General features: G+C 46.6%; 19 protein-coding genes. 3 read left to right on the forward strand and 16 right to left on the reverse strand.

The genetic code is table 11. The annotated features are described in order from the left end of the window. Positions 1-103: 103 nt before the first annotated feature. The 8 genes from hisIE to MHI53_RS23490 all read right to left on the reverse strand — a co-directional run bounded on the left by hisIE (position 104) and on the right by MHI53_RS23490 (position 6,655). Complete coding sequence (gene hisIE / locus MHI53_RS23455; protein ID WP_340372417.1) at positions 104-760, reverse strand: bifunctional phosphoribosyl-AMP cyclohydrolase/phosphoribosyl-ATP diphosphatase HisIE; 657 nt, start codon at positions 758-760, stop codon at positions 104-106. Beyond that, entirely contained in the window at positions 757-1,515 is a 759-nt protein-coding gene (gene hisF, locus MHI53_RS23460; protein ID WP_061141166.1) for an imidazole glycerol phosphate synthase subunit HisF, read from the reverse strand. The genes hisIE and hisF overlap by 4 nt, the downstream gene beginning before the upstream one ends. After that, positions 1,516-2,250: a 1-(5-phosphoribosyl)-5-[(5-phosphoribosylamino)methylideneamino]imidazole-4-carboxamide isomerase gene (gene hisA / locus MHI53_RS23465; protein ID WP_340372418.1), complete on the reverse strand. Its 735-nt coding sequence runs from the start codon at positions 2,248-2,250 to the stop codon at positions 1,516-1,518. Continuing rightward, the gene (gene hisH, locus MHI53_RS23470) at positions 2,247-2,879 is read right to left on the reverse strand and encodes an imidazole glycerol phosphate synthase subunit HisH (RefSeq protein WP_340372419.1); all 633 of its coding nucleotides are present in this window, start codon (positions 2,877-2,879) and stop codon (positions 2,247-2,249) included. The genes hisA and hisH overlap by 4 nt, the downstream gene beginning before the upstream one ends. Continuing rightward, positions 2,880-3,467 (reverse strand): imidazoleglycerol-phosphate dehydratase HisB, encoded by a 588-nt coding sequence (hisB, locus tag MHI53_RS23475; protein ID WP_061141169.1) that lies wholly within the window; start codon positions 3,465-3,467, stop codon positions 2,880-2,882. A 74-nt stretch (positions 3,468-3,541) separates the two neighbouring features. Continuing rightward, positions 3,542-4,822, reverse strand: a complete 1,281-nt coding sequence (gene hisD, locus MHI53_RS23480; RefSeq protein ID WP_340372420.1) for a histidinol dehydrogenase — start codon at positions 4,820-4,822, stop codon at positions 3,542-3,544. 26 nt (positions 4,823-4,848) lie between these two features. Beyond that, positions 4,849-5,478 carry an ATP phosphoribosyltransferase gene (gene hisG / locus MHI53_RS23485; protein ID WP_340372421.1) on the reverse strand — a complete coding sequence of 210 codons (630 nt, stop codon included), beginning with the start codon at positions 5,476-5,478 and terminating at the stop codon, positions 4,849-4,851. Beyond that, positions 5,468-6,655: an ATP phosphoribosyltransferase regulatory subunit gene (locus MHI53_RS23490; protein WP_340372422.1), complete on the reverse strand. Its 1,188-nt coding sequence runs from the start codon at positions 6,653-6,655 to the stop codon at positions 5,468-5,470. Before MHI53_RS23490 ends, hisG begins: the two co-directional genes overlap by 11 nt. Positions 6,656-7,126: 471 nt before the next feature. Here MHI53_RS23490 and MHI53_RS23495 point away from each other — a divergent pair, with 471 nt between their 5' ends. The 3 genes from MHI53_RS23495 to MHI53_RS23505 all read left to right on the forward strand — a co-directional run bounded on the left by MHI53_RS23495 (position 7,127) and on the right by MHI53_RS23505 (position 9,073). Continuing rightward, on the forward strand, positions 7,127-8,200 hold the full coding sequence (locus MHI53_RS23495; RefSeq protein WP_340372423.1) for a processed acidic surface protein: 1,074 nt from the start codon (positions 7,127-7,129) through the stop codon (positions 8,198-8,200). Then, positions 8,190-8,861: a class D sortase gene (locus tag MHI53_RS23500; RefSeq protein ID WP_340372424.1), complete on the forward strand. Its 672-nt coding sequence runs from the start codon at positions 8,190-8,192 to the stop codon at positions 8,859-8,861. Before MHI53_RS23495 ends, MHI53_RS23500 begins: the two co-directional genes overlap by 11 nt. 68 nt (positions 8,862-8,929) lie before the next feature. Then, complete coding sequence (locus MHI53_RS23505; RefSeq protein ID WP_155645394.1) at positions 8,930-9,073, forward strand: hypothetical protein; 144 nt, start codon at positions 8,930-8,932, stop codon at positions 9,071-9,073. A 39-nt stretch (positions 9,074-9,112) separates the two neighbouring features. Here MHI53_RS23505 and MHI53_RS23510 read toward each other — a convergent pair whose 3' ends face one another. From MHI53_RS23510 to uvrA, 8 genes are all read right to left on the reverse strand, one after another. Further along, complete coding sequence (locus tag MHI53_RS23510) at positions 9,113-9,631, reverse strand: acyltransferase (RefSeq protein ID WP_061141174.1); 519 nt, start codon at positions 9,629-9,631, stop codon at positions 9,113-9,115. Next, a complete protein-coding gene (gene ppaX, locus MHI53_RS23515; protein ID WP_340372425.1) occupies positions 9,628-10,296 on the reverse strand; it encodes a pyrophosphatase PpaX in 669 nt (222 codons plus the stop codon). Before ppaX ends, MHI53_RS23510 begins: the two co-directional genes overlap by 4 nt. Beyond that, a complete protein-coding gene (locus tag MHI53_RS23520) occupies positions 10,286-11,230 on the reverse strand; it encodes a nucleoside recognition domain-containing protein (RefSeq protein ID WP_340372426.1) in 945 nt (314 codons plus the stop codon). Before MHI53_RS23520 ends, ppaX begins: the two co-directional genes overlap by 11 nt. Before the next feature lie 27 nt (positions 11,231-11,257). Next, positions 11,258-12,070, reverse strand: a complete 813-nt coding sequence (lgt, locus tag MHI53_RS23525) for a prolipoprotein diacylglyceryl transferase (RefSeq protein ID WP_061141177.1) — start codon at positions 12,068-12,070, stop codon at positions 11,258-11,260. 24 nt (positions 12,071-12,094) lie between these two features. Then, positions 12,095-13,030, reverse strand: coding sequence for an HPr(Ser) kinase/phosphatase (hprK, locus tag MHI53_RS23530; protein ID WP_061141178.1), 936 nt, complete (start codon positions 13,028-13,030; stop codon positions 12,095-12,097). A 314-nt stretch (positions 13,031-13,344) separates the two neighbouring features. Further along, positions 13,345-13,716: an iron chaperone gene (locus tag MHI53_RS23535; protein ID WP_340372427.1), complete on the reverse strand. Its 372-nt coding sequence runs from the start codon at positions 13,714-13,716 to the stop codon at positions 13,345-13,347. Between the two features lie 255 nt (positions 13,717-13,971). Beyond that, entirely contained in the window at positions 13,972-15,072 is a 1,101-nt protein-coding gene (locus tag MHI53_RS23540) for a DUF4097 domain-containing protein (protein ID WP_340372428.1), read from the reverse strand. 308 nt (positions 15,073-15,380) lie between these two features. Continuing rightward, entirely contained in the window at positions 15,381-18,260 is a 2,880-nt protein-coding gene (gene uvrA, locus MHI53_RS23545) for an excinuclease ABC subunit UvrA (protein WP_340372429.1), read from the reverse strand. Positions 18,261-18,262 lie beyond the last annotated feature (2 nt).

The raw sequence follows: 18,262 nt of genomic DNA on the forward strand, positions 1-18,262 counted from the left end.
TGGCATGACTTTCCCTTTATATTCAGGGGGGCCATTTGATGCGCGGCGCCTTTTAGAAGAAAAATATAAACGGCCCTCCTTTTAAAGGAGGGCAGACAACCGTTCATTCAGTTTCTTTTGGCTCGTCCTTTTCGGAGTGTCTGGCCTTCAATACATCCAGCACCGCTTGGAAAGGCAATTCCTGTTCCTGGAGCAAAACGAATAAGTGATAGAGGAGATCGGCACTTTCCATGGACAATTCCTCGGCATCGCGGTTTTTGGCGGCAATGATCACCTCTGCCGCTTCTTCTCCGACCTTTTTCAGGATTTTATCAACGCCTTTATCGAACAAGTAGGTGGTATAAGAGCCTTCAGGCATCTCCGCTTTCCTTTTGGTAATCAATTGTTCCAATTCCGTCAGGAACGCCACATTCGTTTCAGCCGCTTGACGGGCTTCCGTATTTTGATAGATCGTTTCGCTAAAACAGCTCGTTGCTCCAGTATGGCATGCAGGACCTGCAGGAACGACCGCAACGACCAATGCATCCTGATCACAGTCATACTTGATTTCGATGATTTTCTGTGTATTTCCGCTGGTCGCCCCCTTATGCCATAATTCATTTCGCGAGCGGCTAAAGAAAACCGTTTCACCCGTTTCAATCGACATTTTTAGCGATTCTTCATTCATGTAAGCAAGCGTCAGCACTTCTTTGCTGCGGGCGTCCTGGACAATTGCCGGTATTAGACCTTTTTCATCGAATTTAATAGTTTCAAGATTCATCGTACAACCACTCCTTGTTGTTTGAGAAACGCTTTGACTTCTTTGACCGATGTTTCTTTATAATGAAAGATCGAGGCAGCTAATGCTGCATCGGCTTTGCCTTCTTCAAATGCTTCCCGGAAATGCTCGGCGTTACCTGCACCGCCTGAGGCGATGACCGGCACGGAAACCGCTTCCGATACCGCTTTGGTTAAAGCGATATTGAACCCCTGTTTCTCCCCGTCGCAATCCATGCTTGTCAATAAAATTTCGCCGGCACCGCGACTGACGGCTTCCTTGGCCCAGTCGACCACTTCCCATTCGGTCGGTTTTCGCCCGCCATGGGTATATACCCGCCATGATCCCAGCCCTTCATCGTATCGGGCGTCAATGGCGACGACGATGCATTGGGCACCAAAGTAATCAGAGCCTTCATTAATCAATTCAGGCCGGAGAACGGCTGCTGTATTCAACGATACTTTATCTGCACCTGCACGTAATATCTTCTTCATATCCGCCAGGGAATTAATGCCGCCGCCAACTGTGAACGGGATGGCCAAGCTGCCGGCTACCGCTTGAACGACGTCGACAATCGTTTCCCTGCCTTCATGTGAGGCAGAAATATCGAGAAAGACAAGCTCATCGGCACCTTCCTGATCATAAAAAGCCGCAAGCTCGACCGGATCTCCGGCATCTCTTAGCGAAACGAATTGTATGCCTTTGACAACACGCCCATCCTTTACATCGAGACACGGAATGATTCGTTTAGTGAGCATTTAACCACGCACCTTTTCCAGCGCCTCTGCAACGGTAAAGCGATTCGTATATAATGCCTTGCCGATGATCGCCCCTGCAATCCCTTCAGCTTCTTGCTGTTTGAGGGTAATGATATCTTCCAATGAACTTATGCCGCCGGAGGCGATCACGTTTTTCCCTGTTGCCTCCGCCATAGCCAATATCCCGTTGACATTCGGCCCTGAAAGCATGCCATCCGTCGCGATATCGGTCACGATGAACGTCTCGGCACCTACATCCGCCAGGCGTTTACCGAGCTCGATGGCAAGGGTTCCGGACGTTTGAAGCCACCCATGAGTCGCAACCTTGCCATCCTTCGCGTCTATGCCAATCGCGATATGCTTTCCATACTTCCTGATCATATCCTTCGTGAAGGCAGGATTTGAAACGGCTGTGCTTCCAAGAATGACACGTTCCACCCCATTATCCAGATAATGGGCGATATCTTGTTCCGTACGGATGCCGCCGCCGATTTGGATGCGTGCGCCCAATTCACTTGCTGCTTTAATCACGTATGAATCGTTGATGCGAACTCCCTCTTTCGCCCCGTCAAGGTCGACCATATGTATCCAATCCGCGCCTTGGTCCGCAAAGCTTTTTGCCATATCGAAGGGAGAATCTCCATAAACGGTTTCCTGATCGTAGTCTCCCTGGATCAAGCGGACGCATTTGCCTCCGCGCATATCAATCGCCGGGTATATCGTAAAGTTGCTCATGCTTTTTCCTTCCCTTCTACTAATGACAGATAATTTCTTAACAGCGACATGCCCATCTGCCCGCTTTTTTCAGGATGGAACTGCATGCCGAACACATTCCCTTTCGCTACGATTGCCGGGACTTCCCCTGCATACGTCGCACTGGCGGCAATATATGCCTCATCCGTATTTACATAATAGGAATGCACGAAATAAACATGGTCCGCTTCCAGTCCTGCAGTCACAGGTGACGAATGTTTGAATTCAAGTCGATTCCAGCCCATGTGAGGCACTTTATAAACATGGCCGCTTGCATCCATGCCCTGAAACCGGACGACATTGCCTGGGATGAGTGACAATCCTTGTGCCGGCCCATTTTCCTCGCTTTCATCAAAGAGAAGCTGCATGCCGAGGCAGATGCCTAATACATAGCCTCCCCCTGCTGCATAACGCTTCAGGAATTCATCCAGCCCTTGTTTTTCCAAAAGGCTCATGGCATCCCTGAACGAGCCAACACCAGGAAGAATGATCCCTGTTGCCTTTGAAAGTTCTTTTGGGTCATCGGAAATGAATGAATCGGCGCCAAGCCGCTCCAGCGCTTTGCTTACAGAAAATAAGTTCCCCATGCCGTAATCCACGATCCCGAGCATTTACAACAATCCTTTCGTTGAAGGAATGCCTTTGACCCTCGGATCGATGGTCGTCGCCTCATCCAATGCACGTCCCATCGCTTTGAATATCGCTTCGATCATATGGTGTGTGTTATGGCCATAATGAACGACTACATGCAAGTTCATCCTGGCTTCAAGAGCGAATTTCCAAAGAAACTCATGCACGAGTTCCGTATCGAACGTCCCTACCTTTTGCGAAGGGAACTCCGCCCTGAATTCCAGATGCGGACGATTGCTTAAGTCGATGACAACCTGCGCGAGTGCTTCGTCCATCGGTACGAAAGCATTTCCGTACCGTTTAATCCCGCGCTTGTCTCCCAGCGCCTCCAATAACGTCTGGCCTAAGCAAATGCCAATATCTTCAGTTGTATGATGATCATCGACCTCCGTATCGCCTTTTGCATCGACGGACAAATCGAATTTCCCATGTTTCGTGAACAAATCAAGCATATGTGTCATAAACGGGACGCCAGTCTTGATAGATGAATTGCCTTCCCCATCGACACCAAACTTCAAACTGATCTCCGTTTCATTCGTCTTTCGCTCCACACTAGCAAAACGTTCCATCACAAATCCTCCTCATCGGGGCCTGTCCCCTTTTCCCAAGCTGTACCTTGCATATATTCCGTAAAAAAATGCCCCTAGTTCTTGGATTCATTCACGCCGCGCGATTCTATGGCACGGGCGTGAGCCTCAAGTCCCTCCATGCGGGCAAAAGCAGCGATTTTTTCTGCATTCTGGCGGAAGGCCGTCTCACTGTACATGATGACGCTTGACTTCTTTTGGAAATCATCCACATTCAGCGGGCTCGAAAAACGGGCCGTTCCGTTTGTTGGCAGCACATGATTGGGCCCCGCGAAGTAATCCCCGACAGGCTCAGAACTGTAGCGGCCAATGAAGATTGCCCCGGCATGCCGGATTTTGGCCATCACTTCAAGTGCATCCTTGGTCATGATCTCTAGATGTTCCGGTGCAAGCTCATTGATGGCTTCAATGGCTTCCGTCATATTCCCGCATACGATGATCCTTCCATAATCCTTAATCGATGCGGAAGCAATCTCCCGGCGGGGAAGCAATGCGGCCTGCTTTGTCACTTCTGCAGCAACCTCTTCTGCAAGAGATGCGGATATTGTCACCAAGACACTGCAAGCACGGGCGTCGTGTTCCGCTTGTGATAGCAAGTCGGCGGCAACTTCCGCTGCAATGGCTGATTCGTCCGCCAACACGGCAATTTCACTTGGTCCGGCGATCATATCAATGGCCACATCACCGAATACCTCCCGCTTCGCCAGCGCAACGTAGATATTTCCCGGACCGACGATTTTGTCGACCTTTTTTATCGTTTCCGTCCCATAAGCCAATGCGGCTATCGCCTGAGCCCCGCCAACTTTATAGATTTCCTTGACTCCGGCAATCTTTGCAGCCGCTAAAACAGCCGGTGATAATTTACCATCTTGGCCCGGAGGGGATACCATGACGATTCGTTCCACCCCCGCAGCCTTGGCCGGCATCGTATTCATCAGCACTGACGAAGGATATGCCGCTGTGCCTCCCGGAACATACACTCCCACCGCATCAAGTGGTGTCAATTTTTGCCCAAGCATCGTTCCCGTATCATCCGTCGTAAACCATGAATTCCTAATTTGTTTCTCGTGAAACAATTCAATATTATCGGCAGCCTCCTGAATGATAGCAAGCTGTTCAGCCGTTAAGGATGCTGTCGCTTCTTCCATTTCCCGTTCGGATACCCGCAATTCCTCAAGCCTCACCCCATCGAAACGTGCGGTGAATTTATGTACAGCGGAATCCCCGCTTTTCCTGACTTCATGGATAATATCCTGAACCGCTTTTCGTTGATCGGCCGTACCTGCGTCAACCGAGCGTTTCAGCGAAATCCCTTCTGCAAACCGTTCCATTTTCATACGCTCACCTCATTTGCGATTCTTTGCTATTCGATGATTTCTGCCAATCTATCCACAATCTCCTTGATCCTTGCTTCTTTAATTCGATAGCTGACTGGGTTCGCCACCAACCTCGAAGTCACATCAGCAATTTTCGCATATTCAACGAGGCCATTTTCCTTCAATGTCTGGCCTGTTGAAACGATATCCACGATCCGTTCTGCCAAGCCAATCAATGGTGCCAGCTCGATTGAACCGTTCAGCTTGATGATCTCGACTTGCTCTCCCTGCTCACGGAAATAGCCAGAGGCCACATTCGGATATTTACTGGCTATTTTAGGGGCGATGTCACTTATTTTCGTACCAGGCAAGCCTGCCACGGCTAAGTAGCACGCACTGATCTTCAAATCAAGCAGTTCATATACATCACGGTCTTCCTCCATCATGACATCCTTACCGGCAATGCCAATATCCGCGACCCCATGTTCGACATAGGTTACGACATCCATCGGTTTGGCCAATATGAACCGTAAATTCTCCTCTTCCACCTCAAGGATCAATTTCCGGGAATCATCGAACTCGGGAGGCAGACGAAACCCCGCCGTTCTTAATAGCTCTGCCGCTTCTTCAAAAATTCTCCCCTTTGGCATCGCTATCGTTAAAAAGCTATTGTTCATCTTTGCCGTTCCCCCCATTCCCTACAAATAAGTGCACCTCTGAAAAGGTCCTTGTAAAAGCATCAACGTTTTGGACGACGGTGATATCCTGAATCGTTACCCGCTTTCCTTCCGATCGTTTTATTCTTGCGTTTTCAATCGCTTCCAGTCGCCGTTCTGGACTGAATAAAATACACTCAGGCGCGACAGGCTGCATAGGCTCTCCAAGAGCTTCGGCAAGTCGATCGACACGGATCGCAAACCCTGTTGCCGATGCGTCCCAACCGAATTTTCCCAGAAGATTATCATAACGGCCGCCATTTCCGATTGGTGAACCGACTTGTCCTGCATACACCTCAAATAAGGTTCCCGTATAATAGCTCATGTGGCTGACCAATGTTAAATCGAAGCTCACGTATTGCCCTACGCCGAATTGCTGCAACTGAACGGATAATTCCTCGAGCCCTGACAAGGAATCTTTCCCTTTATCATTCTCGACCAGCGCCAGCGCCCTTTCCAAGGTGCCCTCACTTCCTCTTAAAGAGGTAAATTCGATGAGCCGCTGTTTATCGATCGATGATAGCGGCAGCGATTTTACATGCTCCCGAAAACCGACATAATTCTTTTCATATAGAAACTTCCTCAGTTTGGAGGCCCTTTCCTCCGTTCCAAGTATGCTTAAGAAGAATTCCTGCAAGAAGCCGATATGGCCAATGGAAATCTTGAATCGCTCCAGGCCCGCTGCCTTTAACACATCGGCAAGCAGTGCAATCATTTCAGCATCTGCACTTATCGATTTATTGCCGATGCACTCAATGCCAATCTGCTCGAATTCTGCCGGCCTGCCGCCTTCACGCTGCTGGGCCCGATATACATTCGCTGAATAGGCCAGGCGCAGCGGAATTTGCTGCTTTAACAGCTTCGATGCCGCCACTCGGGCAATGGGTGCTGTCATATCAGGCCGCAAAACGAGCGTATGGCCTTCGGAATCAAGAAGCTTAAACAGCTGTTGATCTAAAATGGCCGAGGCCTCGCCAATCGTCTCATGATATTCCAGTGCTGGGGTTTCAATGAATTGATAGCCCCATTTCTTGATTTCATCGCTCATTTCATTTCTGGCCTTCACCTTCGTCTCATATAGCACTGGCAGTGTATCTCTCATGCCTAACGGTTTCTCGAACATAAACGGCTTTGTCACGACTGCACATCCTTTTAAAAAAGTAGTAATCATCTATTCAATCGGTTCGCCTTCTTTGGCCAAAACCAATCCCTGCCTCCATTGTCTTTGTACATCCTTATATCCTTCCAAGATCAAGCACAGTTAAATCCTTATTTTTGGGTCCATATAAGAAATAGTAGCAAAAAGATTAACATAATCCTATAAATAATCATAATAATCTTACAAATTACTTTAGTTCGCTAATATGGTAACATGATGAAGTTATTAATAGTTTAACGCTGCCCTAACCTTCCGTCAAGAAAAAGCTATCGTTTCCCTTTCTATCACCTTAAAGATCATCGCAGGAGCATGCGAAAAAAACAGACCTTCCACCCACTCCTAACCTCCTATTTGCAGTCAATCATTGTTATTAATGTATACCTTTTGGTTTAGCTGCTTTATAATGGTTAGGAGTTTGGCTTTACTAGAAATTATTGGGGGGAAAAGAAATTGAAGAGATTTTTTTCGTTATTTGTAGCACTTATCGTTCTTTTTTCGGTAGGCTCAATCGGAGCTAAAGGCTTCGCTGCAACGAAAATGAACCAGGAAGAGCTTAATGCATACCTGGCGGAAGTTAGAATGACACAAAAGGAATTGGAAGATTACTTAGCCTATTATGACTTGACCTTGAAGGAGATGGAATCGGTAGATGAGTTACGCGATACATTGGGACCGACAGTCACTCCTGAGACATTGAAGCAGTTATTGAAGGATTATGACATGACAGAAGCGGAATTGACGGAATTATTGATGGAGTATGGTGAATTGGAAGAAGGAGATTCCATCATCGATACCTTCCATTTCATTTATGATATAGAAGACATTATCGATTTAGAGATGGGTTATGATGACGAAGACATGGAATACGATGATGAAGAACTGGACGATTTACTGTCTGGACTTTTTACTGAGATCGGGCTTACGGATGAGGAGCTTGAAAGATTCATGAATCACCTTATGCCACTCGTCGAGGATCCAACATTCGAGGATCGCTTGATGGCGATATCCGACCGAATGGACAAGCTGGCTGATTTTGAAACGATCGATCAATTGTCGGCTGGGCAAGTGGCAGAATTGCTTTCCATTTATAATGATTTGCAAAGCCTGCTTCAGGTTCAATTCAAGTTCGCCTTGATCCAGAACGGCGTCACTTCGAACCTATCACTTGAAGCGTTATTCAAGCTTAAAGATTTGAATAATGCCAGTTTACTAGTTTCCATTTATGATTTAAAAGGCAATCTATTGCTCGATTTCATTTTGACAGGTGAGATGATCGGTTCCGATTTAGTGAAGGAAACCGGGAATGACATTAAGCAGTCCACTCAAGTCATTTCTAAAGTGGCTGATGTAAAAGAAAAAAATGATGTAAAAAAAGATAAGAAAAAGAAGCGACCGACCCATAAAACGGAAAAAGGCGGAGTGCTTCCTAAGACAGCCGGCAATTACCTATTGGGATCGTTGATCGGCTTAGTGATGATGGGCATTGCTTTCGGATTGATCAGAAAAGCGAGACTTGCAAAGTAAAATGACCCAAAATAGGCCATCCACGCAAAAGAAAAAATGGTTACTTGTCACTGCTGCTTGCTTTTTAATCCTCGGTTTTTATTTTACAACGACAAACACCTACACACTGCTTAAGGGTTATGCGATATATAAGTGGAATAAGCCCGAAGCAACGGAGACAATGGCGCAGGTGCAGGCGCAGGCCAAGCCCTCAAAGCCGGAGAAAAAAGCTGCTGTCCCCGATGATCATGAGCTATATGAGCAACGGCCGGAAACAGGGGATCTGATGGGAGAGCTTTACATCCCAAAAATCAAGGCAACGCTCCCGATTTACCATGGAACCGATGAGGATGAACTCGAAAAGGGCGTCGGTCATTATGCAGGTTCGGTTTTGCCCGGCGAAGACGATAATTCGGTTTTATCCGGTCATCGGGATACCATTTTCCGGGAGCTGGGTGAAGTCGGCAAAGGAGACTTGCTGATTACCAAAACGGAAGCCGGCACGTTTACCTATAAAGTTCGGAAGGTCCGTATCGTCGATGCTGATGACCGGACCGTAATCGTTCCGAAGCCTAAAGCCACACTTACAGTAACAACCTGCTACCCATTTTCATATATTGGTAGTGCACCGGAAAGATACGTATTGGTGGCCGATTTATTGAAAACTGAATTGAATGAATGAAAGAAGGGGCTGAAGTTTTTTCAGCCCCTTCTCCATCAATCCATTATGTTGAAAGGGGTTAGCTCAATATGGATAAAGAGCAACAAGAAAGGTTTTTTCAAATTTTGAAAGATACTTATGAAGCGACAGTGAACAAGGAGAATGCATCGATCGATGAGATCATGGATCACCTGAAGAACGAATTGACTCCGCTGTACCCTAAATGCAATTAAAAAAAGGACGTGCCGCATTTATGGACAAGTCCTCCCTTTTCATATGGACGTTAGCTGATCACGCTCAAGCATTTCCTCTTTCGTATAAATGACCTTCATTGGATTGCCTCCGACGAAAGCCCCCTCCGGGACATCCTTATGGACAAGAGTTCCTGCCGAGACAATCGCCCCATCACCAATGGTCAGGCCCGGAAGAATGGTCGAATTGGCCCCAATGAGCACTTCATCCCCAATAATCACTTCTCCCAGACGATATTCCCTAATTAAATATTCATGGGCAAGGATCGTCGTATTGTAACCAATGACTGTATTCTTACCCACTGATATTTTCTCCGGAAACATCACATCAGGCATGACCATCAAGGCAAAGGAAGTATGCTTTCCGACCTTCATTTGCAAAAATGTCCTGTAAAGCCAATTCTTCATGCCTAGAAATGGTGTATAACGGGCTAGCTGGATCACGATAAAGTTCTTTACCACCTTCCAGAAGGGAACCGTCTTGTACACATGCCATAATGAGTTAGCCCCTTCAACTGGATGGCGGGTCGTGCGTCTCATCTTTTAGCCTCCGTGAGGTTTTCAATCTCGACGATATTCAGGAGATCAGCCATATTTTCAAGCATATAATCCGGTTGATGACTCTCCAGATACTCCCGGCCTTTAATCGACCAGGCCACTCCTGCCGTTTTTGTACCTGCATTCTTCCCGCCCAGGATATCATGATAGCTGTCGCCAACCATGATCGCTTCTTCAGGAACAGAGCCAAGCTGATTGAGCGCCTTTACTAGTGGCTCTGGATCAGGCTTTGCGTTTTCCACATCATCCAGCGTGACCACGACTTCAAAAAACTGATCAAGATTGCTTAGTCGCAGTCCCTTTTCGACGACATCGCGTTTCTTCGTCGTAACGACCGCCAATTTATAGCCGGCCTGCTTCAACGTTTGGACGGTTTCATAGACTCCGTCAAACTGTGTCACGAGGGCATCATGGTTCTTCCAGTTATGTTCGCGATAGAAAGCGATCATTTCCTTCACCCGCTCCGGGTCAATCGACGTAAACGTATCGGTCAAGGTCGGACCGATAAATGGAATGATATCCTCCCGCTTGAACTGACCGGGACAAAAATGGTTTAACGTTTCAGTAAAAGATGCAATGATCAACTCATTTGTATTGATCAAAGTGCCGTCAAGATCGAATAATAATGTATTTATGTTACTGCTCATATACAGCTTCCTTTCTCTGTACACTGTCAGACCGATTCCAAATATACGCAACGACCATCGTTAGAACGATGGCGGTGAGCAACCGAATAACTAACAACGGCAAGACCGGAATGCCCAGTGGGATGAAAATTAATGTGTCTTCAACGACAGCATGACAGGCCACTAAAAAGATGAAGGCAATGGTCATATCCTTCTTCGAGACGTTGTCTTCTTTCGCTGCTTGGATCATTACGCCTGCCCCATATGCCAAGCCGAGGGTAAGCCCTGTAACGAATGGCATGGAAGCATTCTGCTTCATGCCCAGCACTTTCATGAACGGAGCGAGTGCTTTCGAGAAGGCTTCCAGCCATTTTAAATCTTTCATGATTTGAACCACGACCATAAGCGGAATCACGATGAACGCAAGCTGGGCGATGCCGGAAAGTGCCTGAACGACGCCGTGAATAAGGATTGCGCCCATTCCGTTAACCTCGGCCGTTTCCCCGATGGCCATCCCTTGAGCCATTTCTGATCCGCCATGCCAAACAAGGTTAATGACGATAGCTGACAAGAGAGCAAGCCCGATCCGGACTGTCAGGATGATCCACAGCTTGACTCCGGTTTTCATCGCCACGCCTGATTCAATCAATAAATTATGTGAAAATGATAGCATCATCGCGATGATGAATACTTCTTTCACGGTCAGATCGAGCGTCAAGATACCGGCAATCGCAGCATATAGGTTCAGGAAATTCCCTAATACGAGCGGTATCGCAGCGTCCCCTGGAAGACCGATGAGATTCATCAGGGGCGCTATCACCCCGATGATCCACGGCAATACAGGCGTAAATTGAAGCACGGTGACGATCAGCGTGACCGGAAATATCACCTTGCCCAACGACCAGGTTGTATTCAAGCCAGAAAGAAGCCCCTTTTTAACCGAATTCCCTATCACTATGTCCTCTCCCCTTACTGTTGATCCCTATGCATCCATATATCTTTTGTCGGCTTTCCCGCTTACCCTTCGATAAATGATAAGGGCTAAGGCTGCAGCTACCAAAGCGATGGAGATCACTTGTGCGATTCGCAGTGACTCCGTCAGCATCAAGCTATCCGTCCGCAAGCTTTCGATGAAAAAACGGCCGACTGAATACCATAATACATAGGTCAAAAAGAGCTCTCCCCTGCGCAAGTTCACTTTTCGCAGACTTAAAAGGATGATGACCCCGATGATATTCCAAAGCGATTCATACAAAAAGGTCGGGTGATAATACGTACCATTTATGTACATTTGATTAATGATGAATTCCGGCAAGTGCATATTTTCCAGGAAGGACCTCGTTACCTCTCCGCCATGGGCCTCTTGATTCATGAAATTACCCCAGCGCCCAATCGCCTGCCCCAGCAATAGGCTCGGAGCGGCAATATCGACCAGCTTCCAAAACGAGACCTTCTTCACCTTGGCAAAAACGATAGTGGTCAGCACCGATCCAATTAGTGCACCGTGAATGGCAATTCCGCCATTCCATATTTTTATGATATCCCCTGGGTTTTGTGAATAGTACTCCCACTGGAAAATGACATAATAAATGCGGGCACAGATGATGGCGACCGGGACGGCAAACAAAATCAAATCCGTAAAGATTTCCTTATCAAGACCTCTTCGCTCCGATTCCCTCAAAGCAATGATAAGTCCCAATAACACACCGAACCCGATGATCAGTCCATACCAGTGAACCTGGATCGGTCCAAGATCGATCGCAATCGGATTCAGCGGCTGTATTCCTTGTTCCATTATGACCCCTCTTTTCCATACCGTTTAAAATTCTTCAAGTTCCGGATCGGCAATCGCATGATTCAAGCGATCCGAAAATTGTTCTGCCGCATTGACCCCCATCTTCTTCAGGCGATAATTCATGGCTGCCACTTCAATGATGACGGCTAAATTTCGACCTGGACGAACAGGTACGGTTATTTTCGTAACTTCCGTATCGATGATCTTCATTTTTTCTTCATCAAGGCCTACACGATCATATTGCTTGTTTTTTTCCCATAGCTCCAAGCTGATGACGATTGATATCTTCTTATTGCTGCGGACTGCGCCAGCCCCAAACAGCGTCATGACATTGATGATTCCCAAGCCTCTTATTTCAAGAAGGTGTTCAATTAAATCCGGGGCGTTCCCGACCAATGTATCCTGGTCTTCCTGGCGGATTTCAACACAATCGTCAGCGACGAGGCGATGCCCCCGTTTCACTAATTCCAGGGCCGTCTCACTTTTCCCCACACCGCTTTTCCCGGTAATCAAAACACCTAAGCCATATATATCGACCAATACACCATGAACGGCCGTGGTCGGTGCCAACTTGCTTTCAAGAAAATTGGTCAGACGGCTGTATAACCGTGTTGTCTTCATATTCGATTTCATTACGGGAACCGATTCCCGCTCAGAAGCTTCAATCAACTCCTGCGGCACTTCCTGACCGCGGGTGATGATGATGCCTGGAGTAAAGTCCCTGCACAGCTCTTCCATTCTCTGTACACGATCCGCTTCATTCAGGCGATTAAAAAAGGACATCTCCGTCATTCCTAAAAGCTGGACCCGATCGGCAGGATAATAATCAAAAAAACCGGCTATTTCAAGACCTGGACGAGATAAATCACTTGTGACGATCGGTCGGTTAATTCCTTCTTCCCCACTGATGAGCTCTAGACCCAACGCTTCAACGATATCCTTTGTACGGACTTTTGCCATATATCTTTCCTCCTTCTGGAGCGATGCTGTTTTTCGAGATACTTTTACTATTTTAGCATTTTTCTGTTAATAACCAAACAAAGCATGATCTTATTTAACGTTTTTTTTGTTTCACTTAACTTTCAAACGAAAAAGGCCCGCAAGCGTACGGGATGATTCAAAGTGCCGGTCTGGAATACGGTTTGAATAAAACGATGAAACAATAGAAAAGAGCCACACATTCTGAAAAAAGCCTGAACGGAATGTGTGGGTATCCTGATAAAATGACTAGATATGGTTGGGTACGATTAAAGCGACCGAACCGAGGAGGTGTTTCATTTCCGCCAAAAAGTTGAACAGTCTGCCTTATCCATAATGTTAAACTCGATCATTTTCTCTAGTAATGCAAAATCAACCGGACCATCCCACCGGATACGTACCAACTGCTTTGTATGATCATAGCCAGCCTCTACAATTTCATTGGAAAAATGATTAATCCCTGCCGTTTCAGGGGCTACTGCCAGATGATGTTTAGCTACGCTAAAGCCGATAATATATGTGCCATGATCGGTGAACATAGGCTGATTCCACGCAATCTTCGGGGTTAAGTTTGGGAATGTCCCACTTACCCAAGCCAAAACCTCTTCCGTTCGCACCCTATGCTCTGGGTTAGCGATATTGTCCAAATACTCAGAAAAAACGTCCATATCCTTCTCTCCTTTCTAAAAAAATCTTATACGCCCTGCCGCATCGGTCAGTAAGAATCACCAGAGTCCGCAGGCTTTTTATAGATTTTAAGTTGCTCTTGCAGATGCAAGAGTGGTCACTTTACTATCACTGGCAACGATCCTTTAGACAATCATATCCAACGGTCCGGCACGGTGCAACCTTATTTCAACCCGATCCCCAGAGTCCCCATCTCGATCTAAAAAGCCCGCCAATTCGAATTGGCGGGCTTTTCATCAGGAAACCGTGATCGCTGCAGTTTTTGTTTCTGCAAACACGTGAAGCAAAGGAACCTCTTCTTTAACCGTCTTGAACTTAAGAACCTTTTGGACAACATCACTTTTCTCCTCGATGATGGTCATCCCTTCCAGGGTCACGTTAAAACTGCCCAAATTGGATTTCAGCTCTCCTTCAATCGCCTTACCCGGCGGCAGGTTCAGCTGGACCTTTCCAGTAATTGACTTCGCATGTATGGAATCGCAATCCATTCCTGAATTATGACAAACGATTTCGCCATTGAATGTTTGGACATCCAATTTCTTGAAGTATCCATCAGCTTTAATCGCGCCGTTTAAAGTCTCCGCTTCCAGGTCAGTAAAGTTCGTATCTGATATGGTGATCGTCCCGTTACCGGTTTCCAGTACACACGAATCACCATTACCTTGCAGGATATGAATCGCTCCATTCGCGGTTTTGGCTTTAAGGTTCTCTGATTTCAAGGACTCAGTCGTGATGGCACCATTGAACATTCTTACCTGTATGTCCTCATACTCCTTCCTGGGGATATACATCATCGTATCGACCTTCACCGCTTTTTCGCTGACCTTGAATGTGATCTTTCCATCCTTAATCGAAAAATCCACTTCATCCAGGAAACTTTTTCTCGCAGCTTCGATATCTTCCACCCGGTATACCTTTGCCTGACATTCAACCCGGACATCCTGCTGATCCCAAGTCGCGATTTTTATTCTTCCATTTGCTATATCGACATCCACTTCGTTCAGGAAATCATAATCATGCTGAAAAATATGGCTGACTTCCACTGATTTGCCGAAGTTGAAATCAAGGTCGGTATCTTTTATTTTCTTAAAAGCACTCTCAACGAAATCAAGAATCTTATCTTTCGATGACTGGATATTCTTCTTAAACGTATCCTGAGTGCTTCCTTCACTTTTCTTTTCCACGACTACAGTCGATAATTCATTTTGCAGTACCTGCCCTTTTGCTTCACTTTCCTGACTGGCTTTCTCCAATTCTTCCAATAGGCCCATGGCTTCGTCCGCGGATAGCTTTCCATCCTGAATCATTTCTAGAATCTTCTTTCTTTCCTCCTGCATGAACATTCCTCACTTTCTTCTATCATTTTATTCATACATACGCCTAGATATCTAAAAAGTTTCATAAATCCTGTTTTTACCATCATTCGACAAAGTGAACTGACATTCTCCGAAACGGAAAATATGATATTCCCCCGGAAATATTCTGCTTTCCCAGCATTTAATCAAATGATTGATTAAATGCTAACTTTCATTTTTCTACAAAATAACAGGCAGCCTGCAGGAAAACGCGAAGATCATGGCGACGTTGACCTTGGGCCGATTCTTCCCAAAACCAAAGGGGAGCAAGCCTAATGGCTCGCTCCCTTTCATGCATGTTCATGCTCTTGTTCTTTTGCTTCGATCAAGTTTTCCATGCGGATTTGGTCACGCGTCAATACTGGCTTTAAATATTTGCCCGTGTATGATTCGGAAACCTCACATATTTTCTCAGGTGTACCATAGGTGACAATCGTTCCGCCCTTGTCCCCGCCTTCCGGTCCCAGGTCAATGATATGGTCCGCCGTTTTGATGACATCAAGGTTATGCTCAATCACTAAAACGGTATCGCCGTTGTCAACCAGGCGCTGCAGCACCTCAAGCAGCCTTGCAATGTCATGGACATGGAGCCCGGTAGTCGGTTCATCCAGGATATAGAAGGAGCGTCCGGTCGAACGGCGATGCAATTCAGAAGCAAGCTTCACCCTTTGTGCTTCACCGCCTGATAATGTCGTGGCTGGCTGTCCAAGCTTAATATAACCCAAGCCCACATCAAATATCGTTTGGAGCTTCCGTTTGATTTTCGGGATATTTTCAAAGAAGCTGACGCCTTCCTCCACTGTCATATCAAGGATATCTGAAATGTTTTTCCCTTTATATTTCACTTCAAGCGTTTCCCGGTTATACCGTTTTCCATGGCAGACTTCACATGGAACATAGACATCCGGAAGGAAATGCATTTCGATCTTGATGATGCCATCGCCGCGGCAGGCTTCACAGCGGCCACCCTTCACATTGAAACTGAAACGGCCTTTTTTATAACCGCGGATTTTCGCTTCGTTCGTTGTCGCAAAAACATCACGAACATCATCAAATACGCCTGTATACGTGGCTGGATTTGAACGCGGGGTCCTTCCAATCGGGGACTGGTCGATATCAATGACCTTATCCAAATGCTCAATCCCCTTGATTTCACGAAAGTCCCCTGGTCTGGCTTTTGCACGATTCAGCTTTTGGGCCAATGACTTATGAAGGATCTCATTCACTAATGTACTCTTACCCGAACCAGAAACTCCAGTCACGGCGGTAAAGACGCCAAGCGGGAACTTCACATTCACATTCTTCAGGTTATTTTCCTTGGCACCTTTTATTTCGATGACACGGCCGTCGTTTTTTCGGCGCTCCAATGGCAAGGGGATGAATTTCTTCCCTGCCAAATATTGACCCGTCAACGAGTCAGGATTGTTCATGACTTCCTCCGGAGTTCCGGCGGCCACGATTTCCCCTCCATGGGCCCCTGCCCCAGGTCCGACATCAATCAAATAATCGGCAGCAAGCATCGTATCTTCATCGTGCTCGACAACGATCAAGGTGTTTCCGATTTCACGCATATTTTTCAACGTTTCGATCAAGCGGTCGTTATCCCGCTGGTGGAGTCCGATAGAAGGCTCATCCAGAATGTACAGCACTCCCGTCAATCGGGAACCGATCTGCGTTGCCAATCTGATACGCTGCGCTTCACCGCCTGATAATGTCCCGGCAGCCCTGCTCAACGTCAAATATTCCAAACCAACATTAGCCAAAAACCCGAGCCGCTCGCGAATTTCCCGTAAAATCAGCCTGGCGATCGCGGCCTCTTTTTCCGTCAAATCAAGCTCATCGAAAAATATCAAGGCATCTTCAACCGATAAAGCGGTCGTTTGACTTATATGGACCCCTTGGATGAGCACGGCCAGGCTTTCCTTTTTCAAACGATGGCCCTTACAGGTTGGACAGTGGTGCTCTGACATGTATTTTTGCATTTGCTCACGGATATAATCCGAGCTCGTCTCCTTGAAACGCCTCTCGATGTTTCTTAAGATGCCCTCAAAGGTAATATATCCTTCTTGCACTCTTCCAAAATCATTCTTATAGCGGAAATAAATCTTGTCTTTGCCTGAGCCATTTAAAATCTTATCCATATTATCCTCAGGCAATTCTTTAACGGGCACATCCATATCGATTCCATAATGGTTGGCTACCGCCTCAAGCAGCTGAGGATAATATTGTGAGCTTGTCGGTTCCCATGGGGCAATGGCATGTTGGTGCAAGGTTAAATCCTTATCCGGGATGACCAGGTCCCGGTCCACTTCAAGCCTTGCCCCTAAACCATCACAATCAGGGCAGGCGCCAAACGGGCTATTGAAGGAGAACATCCTTGGTTCCAATTCCTCAATCGAAAACCCGCAATATGGGCAAGCATGATTCTCACTGAACAGCAGTTCTTCCTCACCCATGACGTCAATGATGACCTTGCCTTCACCAAGCTTCAACGCACTTTCCAATGAATCGGCAAGCCTGGCCCTAACGCCCTCTTTAATGACGATCCGGTCGATGATCACTTCGATCGAATGCTTTTTATTTTTTTCCAGTACGATTTCATCACTTAAATCATGCATTTCCCCATTCACACGAATGCGGACATATCCTTGTTTCTTGACTTCCTCCAAGACCTTCGCATGTGTCCCTTTCCTGCCAGAGACTAGCGGGGCCAATACTTGAAGCTTGGTGCGCTCAGGATAATCAAGGATGCGGTCCACCATTTGCTCAATCGTTTGGGAGCTGATTTCTATATTGTGGATCGGACAGGTAGGCCTGCCGACACGTGCATATAACAGCCTTAAATAATCATAGATTTCCGTAACGGTCCCTACGGTTGATCGGGGATTGCGACTGGTCGTTTTCTGGTCTATGGAAATGGCAGGTGATAACCCTTCAATCGCATCGACATCCGGTTTATCCACCTGACCTAAAAATTGACGCGCATAAGCGGACAATGATTCCACATAACGTCTTTGCCCTTCAGCATAAATCGTATCAAAGGCCAAGGAAGACTTTCCAGATCCAGATAATCCAGTAAGGACGACTAGTTTGTCCCTCGGTATCGTGATATCAATATTCTTTAAATTGTTGGCCCTTGCGCCTTTGATCACAATCTTATCCATTGCCATGT

Origin of the sequence: Peribacillus sp. FSL E2-0218 (assembly GCF_037992945.1) — a bacterium.
In the GTDB taxonomy this organism is placed as follows: Bacteria; Bacillota; Bacilli; order Bacillales; family DSM-1321; genus Peribacillus; species Peribacillus simplex_B.